This window comes from Bradyrhizobium sp. CCBAU 51765 (assembly GCF_015291725.1).
GTDB classification, from domain to species: Bacteria; Pseudomonadota; Alphaproteobacteria; order Rhizobiales; family Xanthobacteraceae; genus Bradyrhizobium; species Bradyrhizobium liaoningense.
In genome coordinates, this window is the sequence record NZ_CP030038.1 from 6,561,806 (window position 1) to 6,579,543 (window position 17,738).

Below are 17,738 nucleotides of genomic sequence, written 5' to 3' on the forward strand. Positions count from 1 at the left end.
CAAAGGCAGCGAATTCACAGATGTATCAGCCTAGAGAGCACTTTCAGTCGGGCCACCGCTTCGGCATCGAGTTCGGCGGAGCGGTCCTCAGCTTCGAGCGCGTGACCGATGTGCTGCGCCGCCAGTGGCCGATCATCGCGGTGTGCGTCGGAGTTTCGCTGGCCCTGGTGATCGTGTACCTGGCCACGGCGCAACCGATGTATACGGCGAATGCCCGCATCATGATGGATACGCGTCAGGCGCAGGTGCTGGACAAGGACAGCAACGCCAGCAGCGCTCTGATCGATACCGGCTATGTCGACAGCCAGGTCGAAATCATCAACTCGGACGACCTGATTCTGTCCGTTGTCCGTCGCCTGAAGCTGACGGAGGATCCGGAGTTCAATGGTTCGAGTCCAGGCCTCCTCTCCCTCATCATCGGCAAGGCCACGTCGATATTCAGCTCCCGCGAGCCCGCGTCCCAGGAACGAATCGAACATGCCGTGGTCGGGCAGGTTCAGAAGAACCTGCGAACGGAGCGCGTCCTCGCCACATATGTCCTGTCGCTGAACTATCGCTCGCGGAGCCCCGACAAGGCCGCCAAGATCGCCAATGCCATCGCCAATGCCTACCTTGTCGGCGCCCTCGAAGCCAAATATCAGTCCACCAAGCGGGCAACCGAGTGGCTTCAGCAGCGCAGCCTCGAGCTGAGCGAGCAGGCGACGGCCAGCGACCGCGCCGTGCAGACCTTCAAGGCCGAGCACAACATCGTCGGTACCAGCCGCGGCCTGATGTCCGAGCAGCAATTGTCGGATCTGAATACGCAGCTGGTTCAAGCGCGGGCTGCGACCGCCGAGGCCAAGGCCCGGCTCGACCGGATCGACGCGATCTCCGATCAGGATCTCGCCCAGCCGACGGTGACGGACGCTCTCAACAACGCGGTGATTACCCGCCTCCGCGCCCAATATCTCGACCTCCAGGCCCAGTATGCCGACTGGTCCAAGCGCTACGGCAAGACTCACCTTGCAGCGGTCAATCTGGCCAACAAGATGGAGGAACTGCGCAAGAACATCGCCGATGAGCTGCGTCGGATCGGCGACGCTTATCGCAGCGACTACGAGATCGCAAAGAGCCGCGAGGCCTCGCTCGAGAAGAACGTGAAGGAGCTCGTTGCCCAGGCGGGTCACACCGGCCAGGCCGAAGTCAAGCTGCGCGATCTCGAAAGCGCCGCCGACACCTATCGCAATCTCTACAACAACTTCCTCGAGAAACTGCAAAGCGCGACTCAGAACCAGAGCTTTCCGCTCAGCGAGGCGCGTCTCATCAGCACCGCCGCCAAGCCGGATCGCAAGAGCTCGCCGCGCACGGTTCTGGCGCTGGTGGGAGGCCTGGTGGGCGGTCTCTGTCTCGGCTTCGGCGTCGCTTTTGCGCGGGAACTGCTGAGCGACGTGCTGCGGACCCCCGGCGAGGTCGAGGACGAGCTCGGCGTGAAATGTCTCGGCGTCCTGCCCGATATTCGGTCGTCCACGAAGGCCGGCCCATCCGATCTGTCCCGCTACGTCGTCGATCATCCATTCTCGCGGTTTGCCGAGACGCTGCGCAACATCAAGGTTTCGATCGACGTTGCCCGCCTGACCCGCGAGATCAAGGTGATCGGCATCGTCTCTTCCCTTCCCAAGGAAGGAAAAACGACTGTCGCCGCGAATTTCGCGCAGTTGGTCGCTCTGACAGGGCACCGCACGGTTCTGATCGACGGCGATCTGCACACGCGTTCGCTGACGCGAGAGCTCGCGCCCAATGCCAAGAGCGGACTGGTGGAGGCGCTGAACGATCCCGCGAGCCTCGGCTACCACGTGCAGCGGAGCAAGGAAACGGGACTGGATTTCCTCCCCTCCGTCGTAGCTTCCCGCATGGTGAATTCGGCGGACGTCATCGGATCGAAGGCGATGGCCGAACTGCTCAAGGTGCTGAGAGACCACTATGAGTACATCGTGATCGATCTCGCCCCGGTGATGCCGGTGGCGGATTCGAAGGCCGTGAGCTTCCTGATCGATGCCATGGTCTACGTCATCGAATGGGGGCAGACGACACGAAGCGCCCTTCAGGAGTCGGTTTCCGGCTCGGAAGTCCTCCAGAAGAAGCTGCTCGGCGCCGTGCTCAACCGCGCCAACCCGAAGATGCTCAAGCGCATCGAGGCCTACAAGGGCAAGCACCACAACAGCTATTACGTCGAGCATGCCTGACGCGCAGGCGCGGCGGCTGGCTTTGGGTTGAATAGATTGCCGCGGGTCGGTCACTTTCCCGCTTGCGGGAGAGGCGTAGGCCGCCTCCGGCGGCCGTCATCTCAAAAGACGCCGAGGCTATGCCGAAGCGCCGGGTGAGGGCTTTCTCCTCTTGGGGATTGTCCCATTGCGGAAGTACCCTCTCCCCAACCCTCTCGCGCAAGCGGAAGCGAGGGCCCACCACCGTCGTCGCAGCGATCAATCCCTTCAGCCGAACAGGACGACCCCGGGCCCGCTGCCGTGGCAGCGGGCCTTGTCGTGCTTAGCGGAATTGCCGCGCGAAAGGGCCATCGAGTGCGTCTTCGCGCACGAGGCAGTTCGAGCCCGTCGGGTGATCGGAGATTGTGCCGGGCACACCCGGGCCTCCGTATTCGTCCGGAATCCACAACTTGCGGTTATTGCTCTAGCCAAAAGCAAGGATTGACGACAAGATGGTGGCTCAGGCAATGCCGCCATTGGCGAGACCTCCGTCGAAGAGAGACGGGACAATCCTGGCCTTGATGCCTCAAAATGCTGAAACTTTAGGCATCTTTCTTTCTCGGTGCCCTGAGGCTAGTCTGGCCTCATATTCGCAGTTCCTTTTCCGGTGGCTCGGATGCTGATCGTATTTACGATTCTGACGATTTGGGTTTTGCTCAACATTCTATTCGTGTTGGTCGTAGTTCCCCCGCGCAAGTCGCTGCGGCCACCCGCGACGACGACGCTCTCACCGGCGCCCATCGACCCAAGCCGGCGTGAGATCGAGCATGACGAACCCTTCTCGATCCGCCACGTCATCGTCTCCGTTGCAATGGGGGCCTTCTTCGTGCTCGTGCCGCCGCTGCTCGCCCTGCGCGATGCAATCATGCGGCTCTTCGGCAGGCCACCGCGCAGCGGAGCCTGAGGCCCTCGGGCCGGAGGTTCCAGCAATTCAGAAATCGACCGCCTAATAGGCTTCCTGGAACATCACTGCGGATGCAGTGCGGGCCATGATCTTCAGGTCGAGCCAGATGCTCCAGTTGCTGACGTACCAGACGTCGTACTCGACCCGCTTCTCCATCAGATCGATCGTCGGCGTTTCTCCCCTGAATCCGTTCACCTGGGCCCAGCCCGTCAGGCCCGGCTTCATGTGATGGCGGTAGACGTACTTGCTGATGAGCTCGTCGTAGTAATTGTCATGGGCGAGCGCGTGCGGGCGCGGGCCAACCAGTGACATGTTCCCACGCAGCACGTTCCAGAGCTGCGGCAGCTCGTCGATGCTCGTCATGCGCAGGAAGCGCCCGATCTTGGTGACCCGAGCATCCCTCTTGGTCGCCTGCGTCACTGTCTCACCGTTCTCACTGACGGTCATGGTTCGAAACTTCCAGATCTCGAACGGCCTGCCGTTAAAGCCGCGGCGCGACTGCCGGAATATGACGGTTCCGGGGGAATCCAGCTTGATCAGCACGGCAACGGTCAGCAACAGCGGCGTCAGCATCACAAGCGCGAACAGAGCGACGCCGATGTCGAGACAGCGCTTCTGCAGCCGCTCGAGGATCGTGAGCGGGGGCCGCTGGATCTCGACCGCGACGGTTCCGCTGACCGGCAGAAAGGGACGGGTCACCAGGTCAGCGACCGAGTCGTCCGGCAGCAGGCGAATGGGCTGCGGGACGGCGCGCAAATATGGCCCGAGCTTGCGCAGCATCGGCAATTCGTTCCAGTCGATCGCAAGCAGGTATTCATCGACATCAGCCGAACGCGACTGGCGGATGACGTCGCGGATCTGACGCTCCCAGTGCCCATCATCCCGGTCGGCTCCGAGCACGAAATGGCGCGTGACGTCGAAGCCATTCCTCCGCAGATCCTTGAAGCGGTTCGAGGTGAAGTCGAGCGGCTTCAGGCTGAGCAGGATCACCTTGCGGTCGACCAGCCGGCTTCGCGCAAAGCTCGTGCCGAACACGGCCTGCCAGCCGAAGCGGAGGCTGATCAAGCCAAGTCCGCCGATCAAGGCGAACACGATGACGGTGCCACGCGATAGGTTGTCGGTCGATTTCAGCAGGAAAGCCGCAACGGCAAGGATCGTGAGCGACGTCAGCCAGATAAACACCGCCATTCGAAGCTGCCACACGAGATTGAGCAGGCGGTGCGTGGAATAGACGTCGCGGAAATAGGCAATCCCGACGAACACCACGCCGACAAACAATCCGGCTCCCACCGACGCGCCGTCGGGAGGCGAAGTGACGGCCATACCATACAACGAAGCACCCGCCGCATAGCTCAGCAGGATCAACAGAAAGTCAGCACCGATGACGACGATCTGAAAAGGCCTCTGAAGAGCGCTGCCGCGCGCAGACGACAGCGCATGCGCATTCTCAGAACCATAAGTTGCAACAGCCATTCGAACCTCTGCCTATCGAGAGAGTGCATGACGCTCATCGTGATGCTGAAGACTCGTCACTTCCCCGCAGTGAAAGTGTTGATTGATCGCAGCGACATTGTGGCGCTGCACGCAAAACTTTTGCGGCGCACGGATGACGCGTCGTGTTGACATGCGCAGCGAAATTCGACGCGCCGAAAATGTCGTCACAGTGCTGACATATGAGCGGACGGACTGCCCTATTTTGAATCAAGTTCCGCATCGAATGCGAAGCGGTCGTTGCATCAACGCTGCTTCGCTCAACTTTGAGGCGGTGCATTGCTCCCGCCGAAAGCAAAGCCGGGTCGACACGAGAATTTCCTCGGGCTTCAATCTGTGGATGCATGCAAGACTTCGTGCTAAGTCATGCAGACTTGCCGCACGCTTCGGGGCAGCGATGCAATTCTGCGAACCGCTCCTGTTCCTGAAGCCCGAAACAAGGCCGGCAAAAAATGCCGCGCCCTTCTTTTGGCGTGATCAGGTCGGAGAACAAGACGCGGCCCCACCGAACGCACGTTGTTCGTGTTGGATGGAAGCTCTCCGGTGCCGACGACTTGGGGACATTTTTTCGACCACCCGATCGATTCAGCGCCATGATATCCCTCGTGCGACCACGCCCGCCCACTCCCAAGCCGCAATTGCCGGACGGAGTTCGGATCTATGCGATCTCGGATATCCACGGCTGCGCGCATCTGCTCCAGCCCATGCTGCGGGTGATCGACGCCGACGTCGCGCGCAGCCGGCCGCGCTATGCCGTCGAAGTCTTCATGGGCGATTACATCGATCGCGGCCCGGATACGCGCTCCACCCTCGACATCCTGGTCGAGCGGAGCCGCAGGGGAAATGCGGTTTTCCTCAAGGGCAACCACGAGGCCTTTCTGGTGAGGGTGTTCGAAGACCCTTCGCTATTCGAGGACTGGATTGCCTTCGGCGGCACCCAGACATTGATGTCCTACGGACTTGCCCCGCCGGACCTCAAGCGCGACGAGCCGGCATCGATCCTGCGCGACTTGATTCGCGCGATGCCGACCGAGCATCTGGAATTCCTGGACAATCTGCGGTTGAGCTTCAGTTGCGGAGACTTCTTTTTCGTCCATGCCGGCGTTCGCCCGGGCGTCCCGTTGGCCGAGCAGACGGAACGCGATCTGCTCTGGATTCGCGAGGAGTTCCTCCGGAGCGAGGAGCAGTTCGGCAAGTATATCGTCCATGGCCACACGCCGGTGCGCAGCGCGGAATTCCTGACCAACCGCGTCAACATCGACACCGGCGCCTATGCGACCGGCAACCTCACGCTGATGAGCATCCAGGGAAGCCGCATGCTCGCGGTGTGATACGGACGCGACGTGCCCGCCATGGCGAGACGCTTCGCCTAGTTGAGCAAGCGGCGCTTATCTACCCGGGCCCGGGTTTCGGCCATCCAATCGTTCCAGGCCCGCTCATGTCTGACGTAGAGCTCGAGCCAACGCTCGTTCTCGCCCTCGCGAACGCAACTTTCCTCGCCAGCCAAACCGGCGCTCAAGCGGGCATCAGGATTGTCCAGGGTTTCGAATTCGATCGTCTCCGAGATCGTCAACCCAACAGGCACACGTTGTCCGGCGCCATCGACGATGTAGCGCCGAGGCGCGTCCTTGTTCACTCATACCTCATGCCCATTCTTTCAGTGAGACCCCAGATGCCTGCGAGCCGATCGGACCTTACCTAAAAGGCTCGCCGGGCATGGCCGAATGTCGAGGTGGGATTCGGCTGGGCCGCTCGACGCGAAGTACCGCGGGATGAGTTCGCAGGTCCTCGCTGAACGTGCCAGGCGCGCAGTACGTATCCCAAGATGACGCCGGTGCCGAAAATGGAAGCGGAGACAAGTGCAGAAGCCATAGGAGTCGTCCCGGATAGTGCAGGATTTATCAAGGCCAAGCAGTGTGTCGACATCATGGTTCTCGGCGATTCCTGGCGCCGAAAGATTGTTCAGGCGTGACCTCTCGTGAGCATGCAGCGCTTGTGGCAGCCCTGTGGGGCCTCCCGTGCATCTCATCTCGGCCGCAACGTTCGAGATCTTTCTAAACGGGTCACCCTCTATATCTCTATATAGAGAGATTGCTCTTGGCCTTCGTATCCTGTTGCCGCAGAGCAGACGCCTCTTCCTCGCGCAATGAAATTTAGGACAACCGGCGAGCCCATGCCCTTGCAACCATCTGGAACCCGTCGCATTATTTCACATCTCACTCACGAGGGATTTAATCCAATGCAGGTCCGCGCCCTTATTCCATCCATTGCCCTGGCTGCCCTCGGCCTCGGCTTGACGGTATCCGTGGCTCCAGCCGCCGAGCTCGCCCTTGCTCCGGCGCAACAGCGGGTAGCCCACGTTCAAGGCGGAGTTGTGCTATGGGATGACGTCTACCCGCCCGCAATTTACGGCCCCCAGCTTCGCCCGGTCGAGGAAGTCGCAGCCATGAAGGCGCAGGCGCGCCCGGTGTCCCAGCGCTGGTGGGGATATTGGTACGTCCGGTAGGATCCCGAAGCGAATTGACTTGAGCGACTTTGCACTAACACCAAAGGCGCTGGATTGACCGGGGAGCGGGTCGCCGGATTTGAGCTAGCGCGTTCTCTAATGCTGCTTCTCGTCATTTTGGCTCGGGGCCAGTATCGCCCACATGCCTCGCAAGTGCCAGCAGGCTGGCTTGCAACCCCAAGGCATCGACCGACGGATTGTACTTGAGGTGGGGTCATGCGCAATACGTCATGGCGCGCGACTTCACCGCCCCGGAGTCGGCTCTGGCTCATAGATATCACCTACATCCCGACTGAAATGGCTAGCTGTATCCGGCTGCCGTCATCGACCTGCTCAAGATCATACGCCTGCGCGACCAGATGCGCTCGAACTCGCACCATCCGCATTGACGATCGCCATCCGTCAGCAGCGGTCCGCTGCCGGATTGATCAATCAATTCCGATTGCGTGGTGCCGCGTGCCTTCCAAGGACATCGCTCACGGCAAAGCAATCAAAAGACGAGTGCGGGTAAGATCGAATCGGGGACATTCTTGAAGCCGGACCAGGGAGGGCTGCCATTTCTCCCTTGCGGATTGCAGCATCTACAACCGTCGGTTTTACAAATTCAGTTGGCGGAGCAAAGCTTCACGCTCGTCGAGAAGTTCTCGTAGTCGTCGAGCATTGTCGGATTGCGTCTCCTGCCACTCTATGCGGTCCTCGGCAGTCCACAGGTAAGACTCGCAATTCAACCGAGCTTTCTCTGCCCTATCAAACTCGGTGAAGAGTTTGATGTCGCGCTCAACCTGGTCCAGCTGTTCCTGCAGAGTTCTTGGCATCAGCCGTTCCCTCGGCTCTGCCTCTAGCCCATTTCGATTTTCCGTGTATTCGGCGTAGCGATCAATAGGCATTCACTCGCCTCGGGCGCATGGATCGTCGCTCAGACATCACCACAGGTTGCATTTCTAGGTCTAGATATCCTTATTTCTCGATTGAGGTCAAACGAGGACGGCTGCGACGCAACTTTTGATCTGGAACGGGGGCGCCGGATCCGGACCACGAGGGCAACAAGATTGCTGCAAATTTCTCGACTTGAGAACAGGTCCCAGGAGCCGCCTACATATTTGTATCTTAAAATTGAATTCCTAGTTGAATACAACTAAGGTCTGGAGCCGGTCCGTGAGCGCCTGGAATTGAAGGCGCAGCGCGGCATCCGTCCGGTCGTCGATTCGCCACGACCGAAGCGCTGAAGGCCGCGACGAGCCGCTACTGCTCATATGGATCTCTGCGATGAAGTCGGCCTAGACGCCCGAGCTTATTGATCGCATCGCCACACCAGGCAATCGCTCCATGGTTGGCACATTAACGGCCCTTGGTCAGCCAGGTTGTGCTGGATCTGCATCATGATCTGCACGTGTCCACCGGAAGACGACGCAGGATCAGGAATCCAAGGCCTGTGGCTTGAGCCAATCAGTGGCGCGGATCGGATGGCTCCGAGATTGCATTGCAGGACTGGTCCCCATCGGACGCGAGGCGATCGCGCACGACCCGCGCGGGCTCGCCAATGGCCACGACCTCGGGAGGAACGTCCTCGCGTACGGTGCTCCGCGCGCCGACGACGGCGCCTCTGCCCACCTTCACGCCCGGCGCAACAAATACGTCGCTGGCGATCCAAACTTGATCGCCGACCGTGATCGGGGCAGTGATGTAGCTGAACGCGAGGTCGGCCATGTCATGCGATCCCGTGCAGAGATAGGATCGCTGCGAAATGACGGAATGAGAACCGATTGAAATGCAATCCAGGCTGTACAGCTCGACGTGATCACCAATCCAGGAATAGTCCCCTATCTCAGTCTTCCAAGGGTAGGTCACGCGCACCGTCGGGCGCAGCAGCACCTTGCGGCCGATCTTTGCTCCGAACAGGCGCAACAGAAAGCGCCGCCATGCAAAAAAGGGCTGAGGCGAAAGTGCAAAGAGTGTCGATTGAACGACCTGCCAAAGCAGCACGACGACCGCTCCCCGTCCGCGAAACCCCGGCGGTACACGAAACTGATCCAGCTTCTGAAACTCGCGCATTCTGGTAAGTTTGGCCGACAGAGGGAGGGCTACGCTTCACCGATCGTCTATGGCGGATGCCTGGGTCGTCAGGTAGGCCTCATAGGCGCGCCGCATCCCGGCCTCCAACGGAGTCTTGGCCTGCCACCCGAGTGCTGAGAGACGACTGACATCAAGCAGCTTGCGCGGCGTTCCGTCAGGGCGTGTCGGGTCAAAGACGATATCCCCCCGATAGTCGACGATACCGGCGATCATACGGGCGAGCTCAGCGATGGTGATGTCGCTGCCGGTCCCGATGTTGATCGGCCTCTCGTCGGAATAGTTCTTCAGCAGGTGAATACAGGCGTCCGCCATGTCGTCCACGAAGAGAAACTCGCGACGCGGCGAACCGCTTCCCCAGACCGCGACGCTCTTGCTTCCGGCGACCTTGGCTTCGTGAAAGCGTCGGATCAGGGCCGCTGCGACATGGCTATATTCCGGGTGATAGTTGTCCCCGGGGCCATAGAGATTGCTCGGCATCACGCTAATAAAGTCAGAGCCATATTGGCGCCGATAAGCCTCTGCCATCTTGATGCCGGCGATCTTGGCGATCGCATAGGGCTCGTTGGTCGACTCAAGCAGACCAGTCAAGATCGAGTCTTCGCGCAGCGGCTGAGGCGCAAATTTTGGATAGATGCAGGATGAACCGAGAAACATCAGCTTCTCGGCACCGCTTGTATGCGCAGCGTGGATGACGTTAGCCGCGATTGCGATGTTCTCGTAGATGAACTCGGCGCGAAGCTTGTCGTTCGCGGAAATTCCTCCCACCTTGGCCGCTGCGACGAACACGACCTGCGGCCGCATCCTTGCGAACCAATCGGACACCTGAGCTTGGTTGATCAGGTCGATTTCGGTTCGCTTTGCGGTGAGCAACCGCACGTTTTCCTGCGCGAGCCTGCGCACGAGCGCAGCGCCGACCATCCCCCGATGCCCGGCGACGTAGACGCTCTTGCCATTCAGATCAAACTTTGTGGTTGGCACTCGATAGCTCCCGCCTTGCATCCTTCAGATCGCTTGCCACCATCTCGTGCACGAGCTGGCCGAACGTCCGCTTCGGCTTCCAACCCAGCATCCTGTTCGCTTTGCTCGCATCGCCAACCAGAATGTCCACCTCGGTCGGGCGGAAATAGGTCGGGTCGATTCGAACCACCGTCTTGCCGGTGCTTCTGTCGATGCCAGTCTCATCAACGCCCTTGCCGCGCCATTCGATCTCGCGTCCTACCTCCCTGAAGGAGAGTTCGACCATCTCGCGCACCGAGCGGGTCTCGCCAGTGGCAAGCACGAAATCGTCCGGCTTGTCCGCCTGCATGATCAAGTGCATCCCTTCGACATAGTCCTTGGCATGCCCCCAATCTCGTTTCGCCTCGAGATTGCCCAGGTAAAGCGTATCCTCGATCCCGACCTCGATGCGGGCCACGGCGCGCGTGATCTTGCGGGTCACGAACGTTTCACCGCGGATGGGACTCTCGTGGTTGAACAGGATGCCGTTGCTGGCAAACATCCCGTAAGCCTCGCGGTAGTTGACCGTGATCCAGTATCCGTAGAGCTTCGCGACACCATAGGGCGAGCGCGGATAGAACGGCGTTGTCTCCCTCTGCGGGATCTCCTGCACCAGCCCATATAGCTCGGACGTGGATGCCTGATAGAACCGCGTCTCCTTCTCCATGCCCAGGATGCGGATCGCCTCCAGAAGCCGCAGTACCCCGATTGCGTCGGCGTTAGCGGTGTATTCGGGACTCTCGAAACTGACGCCGACATGGCTCTGCGCCGCGAGATTGTAGATCTCCGTCGGCTTGATCTGCTGCACGAGCCTGATCAGATTGGTAGAATCCGTCATGTCGCCGTAGTGCATCAGGAACGGCACATCACCAATGTGCGGATCGCGATATAAATGATCGACACGGGCAGTATTGAAGGAAGACGAACGTCGCTTGATGCCATGAACGACATAACCGAGCGATATAAGGTGCTCGGCGAGATACGCACCGTCTTGTCCAGTGACGCCCGTAATTAGCGCAACCCGCCCACTCATATGCGAAAACCTGCCGTTGACCGCCGGGATTGGAAACAAATACGATAACGATGGAACCGCTCAACCACCGTTGTCATGTAGAAGCGACCTTCCATGCAGGTCAATCGTAGCAGGGACTGATCATTAACGCCGGAGACATTCTGACGTGTCACGTCAGGACAGACGAAGAGCGTCATTGATCGACGTCGTCGCCTTCTCGGAAACCACACCCGTCCCGTGTTCAGATCTACCCGGCAGACCGCAAATCGAACTCATGCTCTCGATCCAGCGACGCACGATGGTACGGCGGTCCCAACGTTCGATGGAACGTTTTCGTCCCTCTGCGCCAAGCCTCTCGCTAAGAGAAGGATCTTCGCTTAACTGAAGAATGGCATCTGCAAGCGATCGAACGTCTCCCGGCGGAACGAGCAAACCGGCACCCTGCACTTCGGCAGCAAGTCCCGTGCCCCGTTCTGCCATCGCGACGACGGGGCGGGCGGACGCAAACATCGCCCCCAACTTAGACGGCAATACAAGGTCGGCCGCCTCCGCCCTCTGCGGGACTACGTGAAGGTCAGCCGTCGCCAACAATTCGTTGAAACTTTCGTTCGACTGGAGTCCCAGGAAATGAATTCTCGGATTCTCAGAGGCCATGTCCACCAATCTTGCCTTGTGCGGCCCTTCACCGGCCAGAATGAAATGCAGTCGCGGATTACGCCGAAGAAGAGCGGCGGCTTCGACGAGGAGGTCGAGTCCCTGCTTGGCCGACATGGTCCCGGAGTAGAGAGCAACGGCGTCATCTTCGTCGATATTCAGGGATGCGCGATATTTGGTCTGCTTCGGACGGGGAAATATCACATCCGTGTCGATCCAGTTTCGGATCTCGGTCGTTCTTTGCGGATCGACGTCCTTGTCCCACAAACGCTCCACCATTTGCGGACAGATGCTGGAAACGCGATCAAACGATCTGAGGACCGCCGCCTCCGCCTTGAGCATCACCTTCCGTAGGGAAGCATTCCGGAGCAGTCCTAGACCGTATGCGGCATCAATTTCGAAGTCTTGCACATGAAGCCACGACTTAGCGCCGGTGCGACGAGCAACAAAGGAAGCAAACCGGGCCGACATCAACGACGGCGCGACGGAAATTATAATGTCGGGCCGCCAGGAATATGCATCGATCAGCGCCGGCACCAAGCTTGTCAGCGCAAAGGACAAGTGGTGAATCAGACGCTTTGCACCAGTCGGCTGCTTGGGAACGTAGATCGGCGCTCGCATGACGCCCACGCCCCCCATCATCGAGCGCCTGAAATAGGAGCCACTCAAACCGGCTGGGATGCTCCAGGCCGGATAGTAGGGAGGCGCCGTAACGACCCTCACCTCGTGGCCCTCGGCAACAAGGCTTTCGCAAAGCTCCGTATTGTATTTGGCCACGCCGATCAGATCGGGAGCGTAATTGATGCCGACCAAAAGAATACGCATTCAATCCAAATCCTAAACGATAACTCGTATCCAAAGAGCCCAAGACAGCCAAGGATCACCGTTTGGCTTTGCAGCCTCCGCTGAAACGATCGCTGCCGCGGCGGCTAATCGCCGCTTGAACTCCGGTGCAAAATCGAGGGGACTACGTTCGGTAAGGCCCGCCAATCGTCGGAAAGAAAAACTTCGCTCCGCATCGACACGCTTCTGCCGATCTTGGATCCTGACCGAACTCAGCCCCGCAGTCCGTGAACCTCCGGGCCAGTACGTGCGCTTGCGCAAGGTACCAGTCTGTCGTTCCCCGCACTTTCGCTTGCGAGGTTGGTGGCAGCTCTCATTAACGGAGTAAAGAAAGGATCATTTTAATGATGAACGCGTACCGTCAGGAGCCGTCAAGCGCGACAAGCAACGCAAGCCCTCCGAGAAACGTCCCGTCTAGTAAGGCCGGCGAAGGATCGGGCTGGTCTCCGCTATACAGACCCGATCCCAATACCAACCGTAGGGAGTTTCCACGCGGACTTGAGGGCAACGCCGCCGCGGTACATAGCGGTATGGATATGGTTGAGCCCAGAAGGTGACCGGAAATACGTGTTCGGCCGGCGTCGGGACGACGGGTGCCGGCAACTGCATCGCAGCGATTGCCTGCGGCCCGGCCAACAAGACCATTGCCGATACCAACAACCCCAAACGCCGGATAGTCTGCTTTGCCATCACCTTCCCCTGCGCTCGCCAACCGGCGACGAAATGCGCCAAATCAGAATATTTCAAAATTCAGCCGGATATCGAGCAGATTGTTTATCAACGGGATCGGAAAAAGGCAACGGACCATAGCGTACTCATCCACCAGCCCGGAATGTCGAATCGGGGCCGCTAGAAGGCGCCGGCACCCTCCTTTTCCGGCGCTCGCCGGTACTCGCCCTTGATGAATTGTGTGCTGACAGCCTGAAACAGCGGGGCGTTCTCCCTGCCAAGACCCGCGAAGACCAGGATATCGCGCAGGGTTCGCCACCGACTTTCGTCGTATTCGCCTATTCGGGCGCCGACAGGTAGCACCAGCGACCGCTGCTGCTCCATTTCGAACTTGACGCGCTCGGGATCGAGGCCGGACCGGTCAAAATCGACAATGATCGGAATCGCCCGGCTGTAGTCGGCATAGGCAAATTGCCACCCCCGAACCAAGCCGTGCAACAGATCGGCAATTGCGGACGGCCGCTCTCGAATCAGATCGTTGCTGGCGAAATAAACCTGCCCAGGCACGTGGATTGCGTAGTCCTGGGGTTTCATGACGTTCAATGGGACGTAGTTCGCGCTTGTCTGGCTAGGCTGCTGATCGATCGGGACAACGATCGCGTCCACATCCCCAGATCTCAGTGCCTGGAAGTCGGCCCGGTCGGAAACCTTGACGATCTGGCTACGTGGCAATCGAAGCCTGGCCATCATGGCGTCGAAGACGACTTCTGCCTCACTCCCCTCGCGGCAACCGATGCGCTTGCCGATGAGGTCATCCGGCCGATGCAAGCCCGACCGCTCCAGCGCGAAAATCGCCACCGAGGTGTCAAGGAAGCTGGCTGCAAAGGCCGTGACAGGAGCCCCTCGCCAAACCGCAAGCAAGAACTTCTGGCCCGTCGTCACCCCGATTGCATTTTCCCTCGCAACCGTTTCGACGAAATTGGGATCGTCTGGAAGGGCTCTCATTGCGACGCCTCGCTTGAAATAGCCCTCCTTGGCAGCAATCATCTCCCCGGCGAAGCGAGCGGAGTAGGGCCCATCCAGGAAGAAGCTAGCGTGAAACGCGGAATCGGCGGGGGTGTGGACGGGCGTAACGTCGGGAATCAAGGCGAAGACAACAAGGCCGGTTGCGGACAGCGCCGCGAGACCGATCGCCACCCGGCGCGTCACCGTTGATCCCGATCGCCGTCGTCGGTGACGCATGAACGTATCCCCTTCCGACCTTCGAATTTTGTGTTCCAAATGGCAGAATTAGGATAATAAGAGTACAAGAAGTAAGGTTATTTTTTCATTCGTCTTGTTTCGGCTACGGCCTTTCCTGATAGCACCCAACCGGATCTTCCTTTTTCTGAGTTGATATTATGACAATTGCATCGGCTCGCCCGACCTGCGCCGCGGACAGTCCGGTAGAGATTCACGTTCTCGATGAGGCGAATCCGGCACGTGCAAGTTTAGTCGTACGATGGTGGCGACCCAACATTGTCGAGCTGCTTGCTCTTGTGGCCGACGCTATCATCATCGTCGCAAGCGGCGTCGGCTGCGCCGCCGGATACCAGATCTATGCACGGCCTGAGCACGATCAACTCGATGTCTACACCGCACTCAGCTTCCTCGTTGCGCTCAACTTTATACTTCTGATCAAGGTTCAGCACGGCTACGCTCTCAAAAACTTTACTGACCTGCCGCGGCTATTCAAAAAGACACTGGCAACGTGGACAGCCTTGTTCAGCGCGCTGATCGTTATCACCTTCGCCATGAAGGCCAGCAATCAAGTCTCGCGCGGCACGATAATCTCGTTCTACCTGGTCACTCCAGTCCTGCTTCTGCTGGCGAAGGCAGCCATTGCGCGATTTGTCACGACGGCGTTGCGGAACGGTGGTGCCTTCGCTAGGCGCCGTGCTGTGGCGATCGCCGAGCGCGGGTTGCTGTCATCGGAGGCAATGGCAGAGCTCACACAGCATGGCTACCGGATCACGCGGATCATGGAGCTCCGCCCGGAGTGCCTGACTTCGTCGACGCTGATCCCGTCGATCGGACCGCGCCTCGACGACTTCATCGCCTACGCGCGGGAGAACCAGATCGAACAGGTGTTCCTGCTGCTCAAGTGGGATCATTGGCACGCGATCGACATGATCGCGGACGCGCTGAGAATCCTTCCGATACCAGTAAATCTCGTCTCCGATCCGGATGTCTCGAGGTTCTTGCGCTACCCGGTCACGACCGCCGGAAGCAGCATGATTGCAGAGATACGGCGTGCACCAATTTCGCGACAAGAACAGGCTCTCAAACGCGCGTTCGACCTGATCGGTGCCAGCCTCGGCCTGCTGGTGTTCGCACCGGTCATGCTGATGACCGCGATCCTAATCAAATGCACATCGACCGGCCCGGTGCTGTTTCGGCAGACCCGGAACGGCTTCAACGGTCGCGCCTTCAAGATCTACAAGTTTCGGACGATGCGCGTGCTGGAAGATGGACCGATCATTCTGCAGGCGCGCAGGAACGATCCTCGCGTAACCCCGGTCGGCAGATGGCTACGTAAGACCTCGATCGATGAACTGCCGCAGCTCCTCAATGTCCTGCTCGGCGACATGTCGCTGGTCGGCCCCCGCCCCCACGCAGCTGCGCACAACTCGGAGTATAAGCAGGTCATCAGCAACTACGCGTTTCGCCAACACGTCAAACCAGGCATCACGGGCTGGGCCCAGGTCAACGGTTACCGCGGCGAAACGCTGACCATCAACATGATGAAATCCAGGGTCGACCTGGACTTGTGGTACATCAACAACTGGAGCATCTGGCTCGACGCGAAGATCATTTTGCGCACCGTGGTACAAGTGACTCGCGATCCCGTGGCCTACTGATGTCTTGCCCCGCCCCATCCGGTAGAGGCATTCCATTCATTCAGCGATGCCGCCAATCATATGGGCACGCGCCTGATCGTGGATTCGTTCGCCCAGAATGAGAATCAGGCAATTAACTCTGTCCTCAAACAAGCTCGCATCGGGGCTGCGCATCATCCTATAACGTTGCGCAAGAGGGCACCAACGCTAAGGCCCTAGCGCCCGCCAGCAGCAATCCAATTTCAGGAAGATGAAAACCTACCTCATCAAATATTTCGTTCTGGGCAGCGAGCAGGTCATCTTCAGCTTCTCCAATTTCTTCTACCTGGCGGTGGTCGCGCGCCGGCTGCCGCTGGCCGAATTCGCCGAGCTGAGCCTTGGATATACCTGCTACCTCATTCTCATCGGCGCTCATCACGCGGTCATCTGCGATCCCATCATCGCGACCGGAATCAGCGCACAGGACAGTCAACGATCATTGTTGCGGCGCCTGTGGACGATCAATGTATCCTTTTGCTGCCTGGCACTGGCCGCAGGATGCGCACTCGTCTTGAACAGCAGCACTCACGAGATGCAAACGCTCACCGTTGTAGCTCTCGCCTGCCTGTTCTTCAGCTTTGCCGGTCCGGTCCAGTTCGTTCGGCGAATTATGCACATTCAGGGACACGTGCAAGCATCCGCCGTCGCAGCAGCGGCTTACGCAACGGTCCTGATCGTGTCAGCCTGGATGCTGTCCCACGTCAATCTGGAATCGCACTTTGCATATACCGTACCCTTCATCCTCGGCAATCTGGTCTTCCTTGTCTCAGCTTGGCGAAACATCCCACGCAAGCTCAACGACAACCAGAACATGTCCCTGAGGTCCCATTTCCGGGCGGGATATTCGTTCCTGATCAACAACCTCCTCGGCCTGGCGACGACAAATATCTATCCGTTCGTGTTCGTGTTTCTGAACTCGCCCGAAGCCGTTGCAAGCTATCGGCTGATGTTCGCCGTGATAGCTCCATTCGCGCAGTTGCTTGGCGGGCTCTCAGGATTCATCACCCCGCGCATTGCAGTCGCGAGGATCAGTCAGATTGAAACGCCTCACCTGCTCATCCTGGCTCTGATCGTCTTTGCTCCGCTTCCGTTGGCCGTCATGGCAATTTGGTTCGGCAGCGACGCGGCCTCTCTCATCTTCGGAGCCAAGTATGTCGCGCTGGGAGGATCAATCCCCGTTGCATTGATTTCGACGAGCTTCGCCCTCGCACTCGCGACCGTGAGCATGTGGCTGAGGGCCAATCACCGGCTCGGCCTGATGCAGGCCGGCAGCTTGATCTCCGCGGCGATCACCGCCGTCATCGCGATTCCCAGTTGCCTGGCTCTTGGCGTTACCGGTGCGTTCGTGTCGCTGGCGATTGCCAATGGCGCCGCGGCGCTTTGGGTGGCAGTCAAGGGAACCTCGGGCCGTATCCGAACGCAGCCCGGTTAG

Annotated in this window: 15 protein-coding genes; 7 read left to right on the forward strand and 8 right to left on the reverse strand. The window is 59.3% G+C overall.

What is annotated here, in order from left to right; genetic code table 11:
* Positions 1–20 precede the first annotated feature (20 nt).
* Both XH96_RS30985 and XH96_RS30990 read left to right on the forward strand, forming a co-directional pair.
* Entirely contained in the window at positions 21–2,222 is a 2,202-nt protein-coding gene (locus XH96_RS30985; protein WP_194389335.1) for a Wzz/FepE/Etk N-terminal domain-containing protein, read from the forward strand.
* Positions 2,223–2,856: 634 nt separating this feature from the next.
* Entirely contained in the window at positions 2,857–3,144 is a 288-nt protein-coding gene (locus XH96_RS30990; RefSeq protein ID WP_194389336.1) for a hypothetical protein, read from the forward strand.
* 42 nt (positions 3,145–3,186) lie between these two features.
* Here XH96_RS30990 and XH96_RS30995 read toward each other — a convergent pair whose 3' ends face one another.
* Entirely contained in the window at positions 3,187–4,617 is a 1,431-nt protein-coding gene (locus tag XH96_RS30995) for an undecaprenyl-phosphate glucose phosphotransferase (protein WP_194389337.1), read from the reverse strand.
* Positions 4,618–4,644: 27 nt separating this feature from the next.
* Between XH96_RS30995 and XH96_RS39685 the strand changes: the two genes are divergently transcribed.
* Together XH96_RS39685 and XH96_RS31000 are read left to right on the forward strand one after the other, a co-directional pair.
* Positions 4,645–4,767, forward strand: a complete 123-nt coding sequence (locus XH96_RS39685; RefSeq protein WP_256439317.1) for a hypothetical protein — start codon at positions 4,645–4,647, stop codon at positions 4,765–4,767.
* 461 nt (positions 4,768–5,228) lie between these two features.
* Positions 5,229–5,966, forward strand: coding sequence for a metallophosphoesterase family protein (locus XH96_RS31000; protein WP_194389338.1), 738 nt, complete (start codon positions 5,229–5,231; stop codon positions 5,964–5,966).
* Between the two features lie 38 nt (positions 5,967–6,004).
* Here the strand turns inward: XH96_RS31000 and XH96_RS31005 are convergent, their stop codons facing one another.
* From XH96_RS31005 to XH96_RS31030, 6 genes are all read right to left on the reverse strand, one after another.
* Entirely contained in the window at positions 6,005–6,271 is a 267-nt protein-coding gene (locus XH96_RS31005; protein WP_194389339.1) for a hypothetical protein, read from the reverse strand.
* Between the two features lie 1,466 nt (positions 6,272–7,737).
* A complete protein-coding gene (locus XH96_RS31010) occupies positions 7,738–8,028 on the reverse strand; it encodes a hypothetical protein (protein ID WP_246789799.1) in 291 nt (96 codons plus the stop codon).
* 559 nt (positions 8,029–8,587) lie between these two features.
* Positions 8,588–9,193: a WcaF family extracellular polysaccharide biosynthesis acetyltransferase gene (locus XH96_RS31015; RefSeq protein WP_194389340.1), complete on the reverse strand. Its 606-nt coding sequence runs from the start codon at positions 9,191–9,193 to the stop codon at positions 8,588–8,590.
* Positions 9,194–9,229: 36 nt separating this feature from the next.
* Complete coding sequence (locus XH96_RS31020) at positions 9,230–10,132, reverse strand: GDP-L-fucose synthase (RefSeq protein ID WP_305853302.1); 903 nt, start codon at positions 10,130–10,132, stop codon at positions 9,230–9,232.
* Between the two features lie 40 nt (positions 10,133–10,172).
* A complete protein-coding gene (gene gmd / locus XH96_RS31025; RefSeq protein ID WP_194389341.1) occupies positions 10,173–11,243 on the reverse strand; it encodes a GDP-mannose 4,6-dehydratase in 1,071 nt (356 codons plus the stop codon).
* Positions 11,244–11,396: 153 nt separating this feature from the next.
* On the reverse strand, positions 11,397–12,701 hold the full coding sequence (locus XH96_RS31030) for a WcaI family glycosyltransferase (RefSeq protein ID WP_194389342.1): 1,305 nt from the start codon (positions 12,699–12,701) through the stop codon (positions 11,397–11,399).
* A 571-nt stretch (positions 12,702–13,272) separates the two neighbouring features.
* Here XH96_RS31030 and XH96_RS31035 point away from each other — a divergent pair.
* The gene (locus XH96_RS31035) at positions 13,273–13,572 is read left to right on the forward strand and encodes a hypothetical protein (protein ID WP_194389343.1); all 300 of its coding nucleotides are present in this window, start codon (positions 13,273–13,275) and stop codon (positions 13,570–13,572) included.
* Here XH96_RS31035 and XH96_RS31040 read toward each other — a convergent pair.
* Positions 13,569–14,597, reverse strand: coding sequence for an ABC transporter substrate-binding protein (locus XH96_RS31040; protein WP_246789800.1), 1,029 nt, complete (start codon positions 14,595–14,597; stop codon positions 13,569–13,571). The two genes, XH96_RS31035 and XH96_RS31040, sit on opposite strands and share 4 nt — an antisense overlap.
* Positions 14,598–14,788: 191 nt before the next feature.
* Here XH96_RS31040 and XH96_RS31045 point away from each other — a divergent pair, with 191 nt between their 5' ends.
* Entirely contained in the window at positions 14,789–16,288 is a 1,500-nt protein-coding gene (locus XH96_RS31045; protein ID WP_194389345.1) for an undecaprenyl-phosphate glucose phosphotransferase, read from the forward strand.
* 229 nt (positions 16,289–16,517) lie between these two features.
* Positions 16,518–17,738, forward strand: a complete 1,221-nt coding sequence (locus XH96_RS31050; RefSeq protein ID WP_194389346.1) for a lipopolysaccharide biosynthesis protein — start codon at positions 16,518–16,520, stop codon at positions 17,736–17,738.